Annotated in this window: 12 protein-coding genes and 2 pseudogenes; 8 read left to right on the forward strand and 6 right to left on the reverse strand. The window is 71.5% G+C overall.

The window, feature by feature from the left end:
- Positions 1 to 189: 189 nt before the first annotated feature.
- The 3 genes from radA to AB0M36_RS27380 all read right to left on the reverse strand — a co-directional run bounded on the left by radA (position 190) and on the right by AB0M36_RS27380 (position 3,349).
- Complete coding sequence (gene radA, locus AB0M36_RS27370; RefSeq protein ID WP_364162684.1) at positions 190 to 1,599, reverse strand: DNA repair protein RadA; 1,410 nt, start codon at positions 1,597 to 1,599, stop codon at positions 190 to 192.
- A gap of 38 nt (positions 1,600 to 1,637) precedes the next feature.
- Entirely contained in the window at positions 1,638 to 2,417 is a 780-nt protein-coding gene (locus tag AB0M36_RS27375; RefSeq protein WP_364162687.1) for a hypothetical protein, read from the reverse strand.
- A 95-nt stretch (positions 2,418 to 2,512) separates the two neighbouring features.
- Entirely contained in the window at positions 2,513 to 3,349 is an 837-nt protein-coding gene (locus AB0M36_RS27380; protein ID WP_364162689.1) for a UbiA family prenyltransferase, read from the reverse strand.
- 46 nt (positions 3,350 to 3,395) lie between these two features.
- Here AB0M36_RS27380 and AB0M36_RS27385 point away from each other — a divergent pair, with 46 nt between their 5' ends.
- The 3 genes from AB0M36_RS27385 to AB0M36_RS27395 are packed head-to-tail and all read left to right on the forward strand — an operon-like array spanning position 3,396 to position 6,396.
- A complete protein-coding gene (locus AB0M36_RS27385) occupies positions 3,396 to 4,136 on the forward strand; it encodes a methyltransferase domain-containing protein (protein ID WP_364162692.1) in 741 nt (246 codons plus the stop codon).
- Positions 4,133 to 5,290, forward strand: coding sequence for an acyl-CoA dehydrogenase family protein (locus AB0M36_RS27390; protein WP_364162695.1), 1,158 nt, complete (start codon positions 4,133 to 4,135; stop codon positions 5,288 to 5,290). The genes AB0M36_RS27385 and AB0M36_RS27390 overlap by 4 nt, the downstream gene beginning before the upstream one ends.
- Positions 5,291 to 5,334: 44 nt before the next feature.
- The gene (locus AB0M36_RS27395; protein ID WP_364162697.1) at positions 5,335 to 6,396 is read left to right on the forward strand and encodes a type III polyketide synthase; all 1,062 of its coding nucleotides are present in this window, start codon (positions 5,335 to 5,337) and stop codon (positions 6,394 to 6,396) included.
- 235 nt (positions 6,397 to 6,631) lie between these two features.
- Here AB0M36_RS27395 and AB0M36_RS27400 read toward each other — a convergent pair whose 3' ends face one another.
- Positions 6,632 to 7,411, reverse strand: a complete 780-nt coding sequence (locus AB0M36_RS27400; protein WP_364162699.1) for a hypothetical protein — start codon at positions 7,409 to 7,411, stop codon at positions 6,632 to 6,634.
- A 334-nt stretch (positions 7,412 to 7,745) separates the two neighbouring features.
- Here AB0M36_RS27400 and AB0M36_RS27405 point away from each other — a divergent pair, with 334 nt between their 5' ends.
- The 4 genes and pseudogenes from AB0M36_RS27405 (at position 7,746) to ispF (ending at position 10,019) form a co-directional block, all read left to right on the forward strand.
- On the forward strand, positions 7,746 to 8,231 hold the full coding sequence (locus AB0M36_RS27405; protein WP_041832964.1) for a CarD family transcriptional regulator: 486 nt from the start codon (positions 7,746 to 7,748) through the stop codon (positions 8,229 to 8,231).
- 46 nt (positions 8,232 to 8,277) lie between these two features.
- Positions 8,278 to 8,829 (forward strand): annotated as a pseudogene (locus AB0M36_RS27410) (2-C-methyl-D-erythritol 4-phosphate cytidylyltransferase); the annotation flags it as partial.
- Positions 8,830 to 9,414: 585 nt separating this feature from the next.
- Positions 9,415 to 9,543, forward strand: a pseudogene (locus AB0M36_RS27415) (2-C-methyl-D-erythritol 4-phosphate cytidylyltransferase); the annotation flags it as partial.
- A 5-nt stretch (positions 9,544 to 9,548) separates the two neighbouring features.
- Positions 9,549 to 10,019 (forward strand): 2-C-methyl-D-erythritol 2,4-cyclodiphosphate synthase, encoded by a 471-nt coding sequence (gene ispF / locus AB0M36_RS27420; RefSeq protein ID WP_364162702.1) that lies wholly within the window; start codon positions 9,549 to 9,551, stop codon positions 10,017 to 10,019.
- Positions 10,020 to 10,337: 318 nt separating this feature from the next.
- Here ispF and AB0M36_RS27425 read toward each other — a convergent pair whose 3' ends face one another.
- Complete coding sequence (locus tag AB0M36_RS27425) at positions 10,338 to 11,192, reverse strand: glycerophosphodiester phosphodiesterase (RefSeq protein ID WP_364162705.1); 855 nt, start codon at positions 11,190 to 11,192, stop codon at positions 10,338 to 10,340.
- 901 nt (positions 11,193 to 12,093) lie between these two features.
- Here AB0M36_RS27425 and AB0M36_RS27430 point away from each other — a divergent pair.
- Positions 12,094 to 13,698 carry a hypothetical protein gene (locus AB0M36_RS27430; RefSeq protein ID WP_364162708.1) on the forward strand — a complete coding sequence of 535 codons (1,605 nt, stop codon included), beginning with the start codon at positions 12,094 to 12,096 and terminating at the stop codon, positions 13,696 to 13,698.
- Between the two features lie 206 nt (positions 13,699 to 13,904).
- On the opposite strand, the gene AB0M36_RS27435 is transcribed toward AB0M36_RS27430, so the two are convergent.
- Positions 13,905 to 15,092 (reverse strand): ROK family transcriptional regulator, encoded by a 1,188-nt coding sequence (locus tag AB0M36_RS27435; protein WP_364162711.1) that lies wholly within the window; start codon positions 15,090 to 15,092, stop codon positions 13,905 to 13,907.
- Between the last annotated feature and the right edge of the window lie 105 nt (positions 15,093 to 15,197).

Genomic DNA, 15,197 nt, shown 5'->3' on the forward strand with positions numbered 1-15,197 from the left:
TTGACGCCGGGCGCAGCCGCGTGGGTATGACGGTTGGTCGAGGCATCGCGGTCGAGCGGCACCTGTACATTCTACGGACTGTCATCCAGCTCAACGACCCTCGGTTCGGCCGATGCTCCATAGCGTGATCGGCGCTCACGCTCAGTGATCGGGGCTGTGGTTCGGTCGCGGCGTTCGGCACGAAGATCCTCATTCCGCTGATGCCCGGGCGGCCCACTGCACCGCTGTCTGCAGGTCGCCCACCTCGACGACGCGCATCCCCTTGGGCGGACTGTCACCCTCGCCGGGCCCGCAGCCCGGGGGCACCAACGCGAAGCGGAAGCCCAGCCGAGCCGCCTCGGCGAGCCGCCGGCCCACCGCGCCGACCCGCCGGACCTCGCCGGTCAGCCCGACCTCGCCGATGGCGGCGAGGTGGGGTGCCATCGCCAGGTTGAGGGCGCCGGACGCCACCGCCAGGGCCATCGCCAGGTCGGCCGACGGCTCGGTGACACGGATGCCGCCGACCGTGGCCGCGAAGACCTCGCGGTCATGGAGCTTGATCTTTTCCATCCGGCGTTGGAGCACGGCCAGCACCATGGCCAGCCGGGCACTGTCGAGTCCGGAGACCGTCCGCCGCGGCGACCCCTGCACCTGCGCCCCGATCAGCGCCTGCACCTCGGTCACCATCGCCCTGCGGCCCTCCATCGCCACTGTGACACAGGTGCCCGGCACGGGCTCGTTGTATCGGGTCAGGAACAGCCCCGAGGGGTCGGCGAGGCTCACGATGCCGCTCTCGTGCATCTCGAAGCACCCCACCTCGTCGGCCGCACCGTAACGGTTCTTCACCCCGCGCACCAGGCGCAGCGACGAGTGCTTGTCGCCCTCGAAGTGCAGCACGACGTCGACGAGGTGCTCGAGCACGCGGGGACCGGCGACCGAGCCGTCCTTGGTGACGTGACCGACCAGGACGGTGGCGATGCCGCGCTCCTTCGCGACGCTGACCAGGGCGGCCGTGACCGCGCGCACCTGGGTGACGCCACCGGGCACCCCCTCGGTGCCGGGGGCCGAGATGGTCTGCACCGAGTCGATGATGAGCAGGCCGGGCTTGACCGCGTCGAGGTGCCCGATCACCGCGCCGAGATCGCTCTCCGAGGCCAGGTAGAGCCGGTCGTGCAGGGCGCCGAGCCGCTCGGCGCGCAGCCGCACCTGGCTGACCGACTCCTCGCCGCTGACCACGAGGGAGGGGGAGCCGGCCCCCGCCGCCCACTGCTGGGCGACGTCGAGCAGCAGCGTCGACTTGCCCACGCCGGGCTCGCCGGCGAGCAGCACCACCGCCCCGGGGACGAGGCCGCCGCCGAGGACCCGGTCCAACTCGCTGACGCCGCTGGGCACGGCCTTGGCCGGGGCGGCGCTGATCGTCGCGATCGGACGCGCCGGCTCGGACGGCAGCCGCGAGCTGACCACCCGGCCGGACACCATCGGACCGGTCAACGTGGACTCGATGATCGAGCCCCACTCGCTGCACTCCGGGCAGCGCCCCAGCCATTTCGGCGGCTGGTGCCCGCACGCGTCACATTGGTAGACGGGGCGCGGTTCCGAGCGGGTGCGGGAAGTCGTCACAGAGGTCACGCTAGCCCGGCGGTGTGACAATCCCGGGACTACCCGTGGGTGTTGTCCTGCTCCTCACTCTCGGCGTGCTCGCCCGGGGCGGCGGGCCCCCGGGAGGCAGGCGAGAGCGGGACGCTGACCGGGGCCTGGACGACCAGAGGCTTCGCACCGTTGCTGAACTCGAACACGAGGTTGAGAGCGTTGCCCGGCATGAGCTTGCCGGTGAGGCCGAGCGCCGTCAGCTGCTCCGCGTCGCCCGGGTGGAAGGTCACCGAGCCCAACGGGGGGAGCTCGATGCGTCCCGGGCGGGCCGGCTCGGCGGGCGCCTTCGGCGGGGCGCTGGCGGGCTGGCCGGGCGCCGGCGCGTTCGGGCCCGCCGACGGAACCTGCTCGCCGTTGTGGTCGTCGGAGTTGCCCGACGGGCGGCTGCCCGACGGCTCCGGGATCGCGGTCGGGGGCGCGGCCGGCTTGGCGGCACCGCCGCCGACGAGACCCACCTGCCGCGCCGCGACGACGCCCTTGCTGCCCGCCTGGTCGGTGCTCGGCTGGCTGCTCACCAGCACGGTGATGGCCTGCCTGGTCTGGTTGTAGATGCCCAGCTCCAGAGGCGCGTCGGCGCCCGCCGCGTAGCCGGCGACGCCCGAATACTGCACCGAGAGGTTGCGGATGACGACGGACCCGTCGGAGCTGTCGACGTTGACACCCGGGTTGGAGGCCCTCTTGAGGGCGGTCTCAGCGACCTGACCGGCACTGCAGCCGGAGCCGACGAGCGCGACCGCGGCGGCGACACCCGTGGCCAGGAAGGCGCGGCGGGTTCCCAGCGAGCGCATCACAGTCCTCCAAGAAAATCGCGAATCCTCCGCCGATCAGCCTAGAGGGCCGAGATCCGGCGCGTACGCCGACCCGTCCATCTCCGGCCCGGCCCTCAGACGACACGCCCGCTGAAGACCAGCAATGCGACGTCGAGCAGCGCCACCACGATCACCGCGCGGAACATGGCCACCTGACGGGTGCCTCGCCGCAGTGCCTGCTTTCCCGCGTACCAACCGAGCGGCAGGACCACGACGGCGGCCGCGGCGGCCACGATGCCCGGCCACGACGGCGGCCCGGGCGGCCCGAAGACCAGCGTGAGCGTCGCGGCCAGCAGCAAGCCTCCGGCCGCGACCTGAGACCAGACGGCGCCGAGGCGGTGCGGCAGCCCCACCACACCGGTCGCCGCGTCGTCGGCCAGGTCCGGCAGGACGTTGGCGAAATGCGCGCCGCCGCCGAGCAGCGCGCCCGCCGCGACCAACCACGCGGGCGGCCACGGGTGACCCGGCAGCGCGAGCACCACGAACGCCGGCATCAGCCCGAACGCCACGAGGTAGGGCACGACGGACAGCGGCGTGGACTTGAGCGGCCAGTCGTAGAGCAGCGCGAAGACGCCGACGAGCGAGACGCAGGCGGTCGCGGCGAGGCCGAACGGCAGTCCCAGCAAGGGGATGGCCAGCGAGGCGATCAACCCCGCGATCCCGACCGTACGGCGGGAGACCGCCCCCGAGACCACCGGTTTGTCCCGGCGTCCCGTGGCCCGGTCCCGGTCCGCGTCCAGCCAGTCGTTGACCCACCCCACCGAAAGCTGCGTCGCGCCGATCGCCGCGGCGACCCCCACCACCGCCCAGCCACGATGCCCGACGCCGACGGCGAGCAGGGTCATGGCGAGGGTGACGGCCCCACCCGGTTCGGCGTGGGACGCCCTCAGGAGAGCGACGGGATCGGGCATGAGAGCAGTGTGGTGGTTGTGTCCCGTACGTGCCACGCTCGATCACATGCCTCGCCTCGCGCGTAACGATCCCCGCCAATACGACGACCTCGCCGGCGAGTGGTGGCGGCCGGGCGGCGGGTTCGAGATGCTGCACTGGCTGGCGGTGGCGCGCGGGGCGCTCGTGCCCGCCGCGGCCCGCCCCGACGCGGTCCTGGTGGACGCCGGCTGCGGCGGTGGCCTGCTGGCCCCGCATGTGGAACATCTCGGCTACCGCCACGTCGGCGTGGACCTGCGTCGCTCGGGCCTGGAACAGGCGGCCTCACGCGGCGTCGCCGCGATCGTCGGCGACGTCGCCGCGCTGCCGTTGGCCGACGAGTCCGCGGACGTGGTCGTGGCGGGGGAGATCCTCGAGCACGTGCCCGACCTGCCGGCCACCGTGGCGGAGCTGTGCCGGGTGCTGCGGCCGGGCGGCCTGCTCCTGCTGGACACGATCAACGCCACCCGGCTCGGCCGGTTCGTCTCGATCACCCTCGGCGAGCGGTTCGGCGCCGCGCCGGTCGGCATCCATGATCCGGAGCTGTTCGTCGACCCCGGCGACCTGACGACACAGTGCGCCAAACACGGCGTACGGCTACGCGTCCGCGGCGTACGCCCGAGCCTTCCGGGCCTGCTCCGCTGGCTGTTGCTGCCGACCGGCACCGCGTCCGGGCTCGGCCGGATGGTGCCGACCCGCTCCACTCAGGTGCTTTACCAGGGGATGGGCCGCAAACAGGGCGAGGGTCGACCCGGGCAGGTGCGCGCATGACGGCCGACGAGGCCCGGCGGCTCGCGCCCCGGTTCGCGGCTCGCGCCGCCGACTACGACCGCACCGGCGCGTTCCCCGTCGAGGACTTCGCCGACCTGCGCCGCGCGGGATTGTTCGGCCTGATGGTCCCGTCCCGCCTCGGCGGCATGGGCGCCGGCTTCGCCGACTATGCGGCGGTCGCCTACGAGCTGGCCCGCGGCAACGGCGCCACCGCCCTCGTCTTCAACATGCACGCCTCGGTCACCGGCGCGCTCAGTGGCGTGACGGACGAACTCGCCGACGCCCTGGGCCTGCCGCCGGAGGCCATCGACGCCCGCGACCGCTACCTGCGCGCCGCCGCCGAGGGCAGCTGGTACGCCGTGGCGATGAGTGAACGCGGCGCGGGCTCGCGGCTCTCCGAGATGGCGACCAGGTATTCCAGGACCGCCGACGGCTACCACATCAAGGGCGCCAAGACGTTCTGCTCGGGCGCGGGGCACGCCGACGCGTACCTGGTCGCGGCCCGCAACGCCGACGACCCGTCACAGGTCTCGCAGTTTCTCGTGCCGGCCGGGGACGGGCTGACGGTCGAGCCCACCTGGGACGCGCTCGGCATGCGCGCCACCGGCTCGCACGACGTCCACGTCGATGTCACCGTCGGCGAGACCGCGCTGCTGGGCGGCGTGGAAGGGCTCGCGCTCGTGGTCGCCCAACTGGCTCCGCACTGGATGGTGGCCAGCTACGCGGCCGTCTACGTCGGGGTCGCCCGGGCGGCCGTGGACGCCGCCGTCGAGCACGTCGACGCTCGCAAGCTGGGGCACCTCCCGGCCGTACGCGCGCGCATCGGCCGGGCCGACGCGGCGGTCGCGGCCGCCCACCTGACCGTCATGGAAGCCGCCCGCCGGGTCGACGCGGCGCCCGGCGACGCCGAGACCAACCGCTGGGTGTGGCGGGCCAAGCTGATCGCGGGTACGACCGCGGCCGACGTCGCCGCCTCGATGCTGGAAGCCGCCGGCACCTCCGCGATGCGCCGCGGCCATCCCCTGGAACGCCTCTACCGGGACGCGCGGGCAGGTTCACTGCAGCCCGCGACCTCGGACGTCTGCGCCGACTGGCTCGGCGTCGAGGCGCTGGGCGGCGATCCGGACTCACAGGGCACCGCCCCACGTTGGTGAACGGCCTACGCGGGTATCAACGGGGTCGGCCTGGGGAGGCACAAGTGAACAGAAACGGTCAGGCAGTGATCGCCGGTCTCGGCGTGGCGCTGCCGCCCTCGACGGTGCAGGACGAGCTGTGGGACGGGTACTTCGCCCAGCACTACGCGGCGGGCGGCCGTCGCGGCCTGGCCCAGCGGATCTTCGCGAACTCCGGCGTCCGCACCCGGCAGGCCGCGGTGAGCCCGCTGCTCGAGGACGTGTCGGACTGGTCCACCGAGCGCCGCATGCGCCGCTACCAGGTCGAAGCGGTCCCGCTGGGCAAGGAAGCGGTCGGCCGCGCCCTCACCGACGCCGGCGTCGCGGCCGACGACCTCGGCCTGTTCGCGGTCTGCTCCTGCACGGGATACGCCACCCCGGGCCTGGACATACTGCTGGCCCGCGACATGGGCATGTCACCGACACTGCAACGCCTGTTCGTGGGGCACATGGGCTGTTACGCGGCGCTGCCCGGCCTCGGCGCGGCGGCAGACTTCGTGGCGGCCCGCGGCCGTCCCGCCCTGCTGCTCTGCACCGAGCTGACGAGCCTGCACCTGCAGCCGCCGGACAGCCGCGCGGACATTCAGCAGATCGTCTCCCACGCGCTCTTCTCCGACGCCGCGGCCGCCGTCGTGCTCACGCCGGGTGCCATCAGCGGGTACGCGGTCAGCGACGTCACCGCGATCACGGACACGACCACGGCCGGGCACATGACCTGGGACGTCACCGATCTGGGCTTCCGCATGGGGCTGTCGGCGCAGGTCCCGCAGGTGCTGTCGGTGCACGTACGGGCGCTGGTCGAGGACCTGCTGCGCCGCAACGGGCTGGCGGTGGGTGACGTGGACGGGTGGGCGGTGCATCCCGGCGGCCCCAAGATCCTCGACGTGGTGCAGGAGCGGCTCGGCCTCACCGACGACGACCTGGCGGCGTCGCGCGGGGTGCTGGCGGCGTACGGGAATTGCTCTTCGCCGACGGTTCTTCTGGTGCTGGAGGAGCTGCGCCGCAGGCGGGAGCCCCCAGGCCATGTGGTCATGCTGGCCTTCGGTCCCGGCCTCACTCTCTACGGAGTCCTGCTCAGCGGAAACTGACGGTCCTGCTCAGCGGAAACTGACGGTTCTGCTCAGCGGAAACTGACGGTCCTTCTCAGCGGAAACTGACGGTCCTGCTCAGCGGCTGACGGTCCTTCTCAGCGGTAAGTGATGCACGACGGGGTCTGGCGCCTGACCGTCTGGCCTCGGGCCGCCTGTGCCGCCGGTCTGTGCGGGCCGCTGATCCGTCTGGGAACGCCTGACCTGGCCGGCGCTGGGCCGTCTGGTGCCGCCGTCAGCGGGTGGCGAGGCGGGCCAGGTCGGGTTCGAAGACGGCGACGGTGGCCGCCCGGGGGACCTTCCGGACGATCTCGCCGCTCCGGTCGACCAGCAGCACCGCGGCTGTGCCGTCCGGGCGGTTGAGGTCGGTGGCGGACCGCAGCCCGCCGGTTGGATCGCGAAGCTGAAGCACGGTCTTGCCCTGCGCCTGGGGCGTCGTGTTGGTTGCCGGGGTGACCGTGGTCACCGCGGGCGCCGGCCCGTGGACCGTCACGATGGTGATCCCGGCCTGCACGGCCGCGATCGTCTCGGCGACGAGCCGCTCGCAGTCGCAACCCTCGGTGAGCAGAATGACGGCCGGAAGCTGACCACGTAGCGGCACGGGTTGCCCGTCCGTGCCGATCAGCTCGAGGGCGGGAAGCGTCTCCGGGCCCTCGTCAGTCGTGTTCGCGGTGCGTTGGGTCGCCGGGGACCGGGTCGGCCCGGGCCAGGCGGAGGCGAAGAGGCTGGCGATCGTCACGAGGATCGCCATGGAGATGATGAGTACGGGCGCGCGCAGCCCGGCCGGGCCCAGCCGGCGCAGAACCCGGATGCCCGAACGGTCGGTGAACCGCTGCCAGCGGGTGCGCCGCTCTGACTGGTGCAGCTCCGCGCGGACGGCCGTGACCTCGTCAGACAGCTCGGAGAGGTCGTCCGGGACGACGACGACGCCCCACTCCTCAGGAAGGCCGCGCAGGCCGTCGGGGGAGCCGCTGTCGCCCGCCCAACCGCCGCCGTTGTCGCTCAAACTGCCCATGGCTCACCCTCCCCTCTGCCGCAGAGTCTCACGTGCTGCGGGGACCGTGCACCCAGCCTCCCCCACTCGGGGGGCGGACCGCCAGTAGTGAGAGGTTCGGGTCGCTAGCGATAAGCTTGACCTCACAAAGACTCCAGGTCCGGAATATCCGACTCGCTGGATCCGGTGGTCACGATGTCATCACGCTGGGTGACTGAGGCAGTTCTTCGCCCGCATGTCAAGCGGTAGAAAGACGGCTCACAGGGCCCCTGAGCTGCACTAACAGTCACCGTCTGGGTGGGACATCGCTGCCTGAGCGTGTTACCCTAGACACAGCGAAAGGGGTTTCGAACCTATGGTTTTCAGTGTCGGCGAGACCGTTGTTTACCCCCACCACGGGGCCGCACTCATCGAGGCAATCGAGACTAGAACGATCAAGGGCGTGGAGAAGCAGTACCTCGTCCTGCGGGTCGCCCAGGGCGACCTGACGGTCCGCGTGCCCGCTGAGAACGCCGAAATCGTCGGCGTGCGCGAAGTGGTCGGCGAGGAAGGCCTGGGCAAGGTCTTCGACGTCCTCCGCGCACCGCACACCGAGGAGCCGACCAACTGGTCGCGGCGTTACAAGGCCAATCTCGAGAAGCTCGCCTCCGGTAACCCGCTCAAGGTTGCCGAGGTTGTTCGTGACCTCTGGCGTCGCGAGCGCGAGCGTGGTCTCTCGGCCGGGGAGAAGCGCATGCTCGCCAAGGCCCGCGACATCCTCGTCGGCGAGGTGGCCCTCGCCGAGAAGAGCACCAAGGACGAGGCGGAAGTCCTCCTCGACAAGGTGCTTACCGAGGCCTGACGTTTCCACCACCTCTCAGCACCATCTCCGAACTGAGGACCGCGACGTGACCGCGCAGCTTAATGCTCGCGGTGACGTCGCGGTCCTCATTCCGGCGGCGGGTTCGGGCCTCCGCCTCGGCCCAGGAGCCCCCAAGGCCCTACGCCCACTCGCCGGCGAACCCCTCCTCGTCCACGCGGTCCGCCGCGTCGCGGCCGCCCCCTCGGTACGCATGATCGTCGTCGCCGCTCCCATCGCCGAGGTCGCCGCCGTCCGCCACCTGCTCGAACCGATCGCCCCGGTCGTGGTCGTCCCCGGCGGAGCCGAACGCCAGGACTCCGTCGCCGCCATGCTCGCGGCGGTGCCGGTCGACATCGAGATCGTCCTCGTGCACGACGCGGCCCGCGCGCTGACGCCGCCCGACCTGGTCGAGTCGGTGGCCGCAGCCGTACGATCCGGACATCCCGCGGTGATCCCAGTGCTCCCGGTCGTCGACACCATCAAGGAAGTCGGCCCCGGCGAAACCGTCCTCGGCACGGTCGACCGCTCTGTCCTCCGCAGCGTGCAAACCCCCCAAGGCTTCCGACACGACATCCTCGCCGCTGCGCACCGCCGGGCCCCTGCCTCTGCCTCTGCCCAAGCCGCGGCCCCGGTCCCGGGCTCGGCCCCGGCTCCGGCTTCGGCTCCGGCTCCGGCTTCGGCTCCGGCTTCGGCCCCCGCTTCGGCTCCGGCCCCAGCCGCTGACGCCGACCTTGCGCGGCCGGTAGGTCGCGCCCGTGATGGCGCGTCGCTTGCTGACGCCGGCGACGTCGGTCCGTTTGCAGGGGCTGGCGGTGTGGGGCGGCCTGCTCGCGCTGGCGACGTTGGGTCGTTCGCTCACGCCGACGACGTTGGGTCGCTCGCTCACGCCGACGACGTTGGGTCGCTCGATCGCGCTGGCGAGGTCGGGTCGCTCAGCCAGGTCGGCGAGGCTGGGTTGCTCACTCAGGTCGGCGAGGCTGGGTTGCTCACTCAGGTCGGCGAGGCTGGGCCGCTCGCTCGCACCGGCAGCGCGGGGCTGGCCGGCCCTGCCGGCGATGCGACGCTGGTCGCGCATGCGGATGGTGCCGGGCCGGTCGGGCCAGCTCTCGACGTTGGGTTGGTCGGGCCAGCCAGTGACGTCGGGTTGGTCGTCCGGGCCGGCGATGCCGGGCGGATCAGCCACACCGACGATGCCGGGATGGTGGAGAAGGCGGGAACGCCGGTCGTCTGCGTACCGGGCTCCGAGCTAGCAATGAAGATTACCCGGCCGCTGGACCTCGTGATCGCCGAGGCGCTGCTCCGCGTAGCCTGACGGACGTGGACCAGCGCATCGGCATCGGTACGGACGTGCACGCCTTCGACCCCAGCCGGGTGTGCTGGGTCGCCGGCCTGATGTGGCCCGGCGAATCCGGCCTGGCCGGGCACTCCGACGCCGACGTCGCCGCGCACGCCGCCTGCGACGCCATGTTCAGCGCCGCTGGGCTTGGCGATCTTGGTAGCAACTTCGGCACCTCCGAGCCGCGATGGGCCGGTGCGGCGGGGGTCGACCTGTTGAGTGAGGCCGCGCGTCGGGTCCGCGGGCACGGCTACGAGATCGGCAACGTGGCAATCCAGGTCATCGGCACCCGACCCAAGATCGGCAAACGCCGCGACGAGGCCCAGCGCGTGCTCTCTGAGGCCGTCGGCGCGCCGGTCACGGTCTCCGGCACCACCACCGACGGCCTGGGCCTGACAGGTCGCGGTGAGGGGCTCGCGGCGATCGCCACCGCCCTGCTCCGCGTGCTCTGAACAGGCCGCGGTGAGGGCTCGCGGCGATCGCCACCGCCCTGTTCCGCGTGTCTGAGATTTGTGAGGCCGGCCCGCTCAGCGGTGAATTCGTCCGGTCTCCGACGTGCGGCCTGACGGTGATGTTCGCGTGGTTTCGGACGTGGGGCGGCTTAGCGGTGTGATGTTCGTCCGGTCTGCGACGTGCGGCCTGGCGATGACGTCCGCGTGGTTTCAGACGTGGCGGCTCGGCGGTGATGTTCGCGTGGTTTCGGACCCCGGGCTGGCCGGGACTCGCCAGCCTGGTGGTGCGATGCGGCCCTGGCGGTGCGATGGGCGGCGTCAGTTCGCCGAGTCCTTGGACTTGCATCGCTCAGCGGCCCACCGCGTGTATTCGATGGGTCGGTTGGTGACGAAACCGTCGATGGGCAGGACCGACAGGCGTTCCCAGTCCGTCTCCTTGTCGACGGTCCAGGCGTAGACGCGGATGCCGGCGTCGTGCCACTTCTTGGCGCGGCTGTAGATGATCGAGGAGTGGTGCTTGTTGATTGCGCCGCCGTACTGCTTGATCTCTTCGGGGGTGAGGTCGCCGGTTGCGTGAACGAGGGCGAGCTGCGTATCCGGAATTCGCCGGGCCGCTTCCAGGACGACCGCGCGGTCGAACGACATGAGCGTGACGGCGCGACGGCCGATCGTCGCGTCGATCTGAGCCGCGACCGCCGACCACTGCTTGGCGGTGGGCACGGTCTTGAACTCGGTAAGGACCTGGGCCTGGTGCCGGCCCGCGAGGTCGTAGACCTCTCGGAGGGTGGGGATGCGCTGCCCGTCGTCGGTCGGGATGCCGTCGCCGGCGTCGAGCCGGGCGATGGGACCGCTCGCCGGGCTGACCCGGTCGACCGTGTCGTCGTGCAGGACCACGGGTGTTCCTCGAACGTCGAAGTGGACGTCGATCTCCCACACCTTGACGCCGGCATCACCGGCGGCGGTGAACGCGCCGAGGGTATTCTCCATGGCGCGTTCGGTGCCGCCGCGATGCGCGATGGCGGCTGGACCCGGCTCGCAGGACGCGGCCGCGGCCTCGGCCGAGTTGTCGTGCCGGCATCCGGCCAAGGCGAGAACTGAGACAGCCGCGATGGCCGCTTTCCGCCACGAAGCGCGCATGTGGTGCCCACCCGCCCGGGAAAGGGTGATGATCATGCTGGCCTGCGCCTTACCGTTGCGGCGCCGACGACACCCGCGCGGCTGACGGTGGACGGCTTGCGCACTCTGCGAAATCCTTATGCCAAGGGGCAATCGCTTCGGAAGAAGTCGAATTAGCGCAATGGAATCCGCAACTCTAGACGACGATCTTCGCCCGTCACGAGCGATTGTGAATGAGATAGATCACCTCGATTACTGTTCGCATTGGAATGCATGCGGACAGGTGTCATTGAGTGCGTTGAGGGCTCAGCTGCAGCGGCTCGGATGGCGCGCCGTTTCCTTCGGTAAGTGTGGCGTCACGCTGGAGTCAATATCGTTCGTCGACTCGGGCGTCTAGGCAGTATCTGGGACTATTTCGGCTGAGCGCGGCTAGTTCCAGGAGCTGATGTTTGCGACAAATACGGTGCTCTGCGGGAGCGATTCTTGCATTCCGGGGAGCTTGATGCCGCATTGCCACATAGGAGAACAAGGTTCCCTAACGAGGCTGGATCTCGGATAAGTGCGGCAACCGCTGCTCTCGCACGGGCAGCGACGGTAAGCGCTTGGCACTCCGCTGAGACTCCCGGCCAACCGCGACTGCGCGGCACTGCCTCCACGCCGAGCGGCTTGAGCGCTGAGCGGTTGTGCACCGAGCGGCTTCTACGCTGAGCGGCTTGCGCGCCGAGCGGCCCGCGCGCCGAGCAGCCCGCGCGCCGAGCAGCCCGCGCGCCGAGCAGCCCGCGCGCCGAGCAGCGTCTGGACCGAGCGGGACTGCGGCAGGTGCTAGACCGGCTGGCGGGCACGAACGGCGGCGGCGCGCCTGCGATACAGGTCGTTTGGACCAACCGGAATCGCTCGGATCGCCTATCTGCCCGGGCCGGCGAGGTGCGGATCGCGGTAGACGACCTACGCTCGACAGGTGTCGAGCGAGTCCACCTCCCAGTCCGAGCCCACGACGCCTGAGGAATACCGGCAGAGGGCTTTGCTCCTTGCCGACCTGGGCCGCTACGACGAGGCGGCCGGGGAGCTCGCGGCCGGCCTCGCGTCGGCGCCGGACGACGCGGGACTGCTGACCACTCTCGCCCGGCTGCACGTGGCTGCCGGGCAGGCGGTGGCGGCGCTGGCGGCGGCGGACCGGGCGGCGGCGGCCTCGCCCGGCACGATCGAACCGCTCGTGGTTAGGGCTATGGCGCTGACTGACGACCGCCGGTATTCAGAGGCCGCGCAAGCGGCGGCCGACATTCTCGCCCGCTGGCCGGAGGACGCGTTCGCGCAGCGTACGGGTGCCGCACTGCTCAGCGAGTCGCGGAACGGCCAGGAGGCGCTCAACGCGGCCTGGAACGGCGTGCGGCTCGCCCCGCGCGAGGCAGAGGCGCATCTTGTCCTCGCGGTGGTTGCCGCTCGGCTACGGCTGTTCGACCTGGCTCAGCGCGGGTACGGCGAAGCCCTCGAGTTGGACGCGGCGATCGGGGACGCCCAGCATCAGGTGGGGGTCGTCCGCCTGGAGCGGCGTCGCTGGGCGGCCGCGTTGGAACAGTTGGCCGACGAGGCGACACTTCCACCGGCGCCCGACCCGGCTGCTCAGGCGCCCGGCCCGACGGGCCAGGCGCCCGACTCCACGGCTCGCCCGTCCGGCCCGAGCGACGCGGCTCCCGGCTCGACGGGTCAGGTGCCCGGCCCGACGGGCCAGGCGCCCGACTCCACGGCTCGCCCGTCCGGCCCGAGCGACGCGGCTCCCGGCTCGACGGGTCAGGTGCCCGGCTCTACGGGTCAGGTGTCCGGCTCGACAGGCCAAGGGCCGGCTTCGACGGCTGAGGGGTTGGGTGCGGCAGGTCAACGGCCGGATTCGACGGGCGAGGAGTCGGGCGCGGCTGGTCAAGGGCAAGGTTCGACGGCTGAGGGGTCGGGCGCGGCTGGTCAAGGGCCAGGCTCGACGGGTGATGGGTTGGGCGCGGCTGGCCAAGGGTCAGGTCCGACGGGTCAGGGACTCGGCGCGGCTGGTCAGGGGTCGCGTTCGCCGGGCCGAGGGTCGGGGGCGGCTGGTCAGAAGCCTCGTTCGCCGGGTCGAGGGTCGGGCGTGACGGGTTGGGGATCCGGTTCGGCGTTCCCCGCACCGGGTCCGGAGGTGAGTCTGCCGACCGGTCCGGTGCTGGACCGCTCCGGGGTCACGGCGGCCGCGGTTCGCCAGGCCGTGCTCATCGGTGCCAACAGCGTGCTGGTCGCGGCCGTTTTGAGCGCGGTCATGAACCTGACCAGTTCCGGTGTCGCCCGCATGTGGGCGGGGATGATGGGCGTGATCATCCTGGCGGGAGTGGCAGTGTGGCTGTCACGCGAGCTTCGTCCGGAGTCGATCGGCGTGGTGTTCGGCCGCGCCCCTCGCAAGCTCGTTCTCGCGGCGTATGCGACCGCGTTGTCGTCCGTCCTTCTGGTCTTGCACGCAGTGATCGGCGGCCTGATCCCGCTGATCGTGGCCATGGTGGTGGCCGTCGGCGCGGAACTTGTGGTGCTAACTCGCCGCGCCTGACAGCGAGGGGTGCGCCTGGCGGCGAGGGCGGTGCTTGGCGGCAAGGACCCGCATCTGACGGCCCGAAGGCCGCCGCTGAAGGCAGAAGGCTGCGGCTGGGGGCAGAAGGCTGCGGCTGAGGGCAGAAGGCTACGGCTGAGGGCAGAAGGCTACGGCTGAGGGCAGAAGGGCCGCGCCTGACGGCGAGGGGGAACGTGGTCGACCCCTCAGGCCTGGTTGTCGCGGATCGCGGCGATCAAACCTTCGCGAACCGCGGTGAGCCCGGCGTCGAGCGCGCCGAGCAGGACCGCGTCGTCGGTGATGGTCGTGACGGCGATGGTGCTCTCCAGCGGCGCGGCCCGGCGGAGGGCGGCTCTGACCGCGGCCAGCAGCGTGTCTTCGCCGGCTTGGGCGATCGGGCCGGCGAGGACGACCAGGGAGGGGTCGAGCACGGCGATCACCGCGGCGAGGCCGACCGCGATCCGGTCGGCTAGGTGGGTGATGAATTCCGCGGCTTGGTTCGGGTCGGTCGCGGCGGCGGTGACGATCTCGAGGGGGGTGCGGCCGGGTACGCGGTGGTCCTGGCCGAGGGCCATGATCGCGGCGCCGCCGAGGAGGTCTTGGAGGTCGACCTTGCGGTGGATGGAGCCGGGGGCGTAGAGGGGCATGTAGCCGATCTCGCCGGCGCCGCCTCGGGCGCCGCGGATCAGGGTGCCGCCGATGTCGATGGCTAGGCCGAGGCCTTCCTGGCCTAGCCAGAGGAGGGCGAAGCCGTCGACGTCCGCGGCGACGCCGCGGCGGCGTTCGGCGACCGCGGCGAGGTTGACGTCGTTGTCGACTCCGACGCGGGTGCCGAGCGCCGCGGCCGTTTCCGGGACGAGGCCTGGGCGGGCGAAGCCCGGCACGTCGACGTGGCGGATGGTTTCGGCGCGGGTGTCGTACGAGCCGGCGACGGCGAGCTGGACGTGGTGGATGTTCTCGGCGGCGATGCCGGCCTCTGTGCGCAGGTCGGCTATCGCGTCGACCAGGGCTGTCCGGGGGTCGGTGCGGAGAAAGTCGATACGCCGTTCGATGCGGGCGCGGATGTCGCCGGTGAGGTCGCAGAGGGCGGCGACGACCGAGGGGGTGCGGCTGGCGCCGATGTCGCGGACGGATACCGCGGCGGCGTACGCTGCGTCGGGGTTGACGGCGTAGATTTCCGCGTTGGGGCCGGGGCGTCCGCTGTGGTGGCCGACGACCGCGACGAGGCCGGCGTCGGTGAGTCTGCGCAGCACGTCGGAGATGGTCGGGGTGGAGAGCTGGGTCAGCCTGCGCAGGTCGGCTCGGGTGAGCATGTCCTGCTCCAGCAGGTGGGCCAGTGCGGCGCTGGCGTTCATGGCGCGCAGCAGCTTGGACGAACCCGCCAGGCGTGTCACCCGGTGCCTCCTCGGAATTGGCAATCTGTCTAACAATTAGCGGGACGGAAGTCAATACCGCCCGGTCCAGTGAAACCTATTGATAAATCAATTTAACTGACCTAG

The sequence above is a fragment of the Actinoplanes sp. NPDC051346 genome (assembly GCF_040682215.1).
Classification (GTDB): Bacteria; Actinomycetota; Actinomycetes; order Mycobacteriales; family Micromonosporaceae; genus Actinoplanes.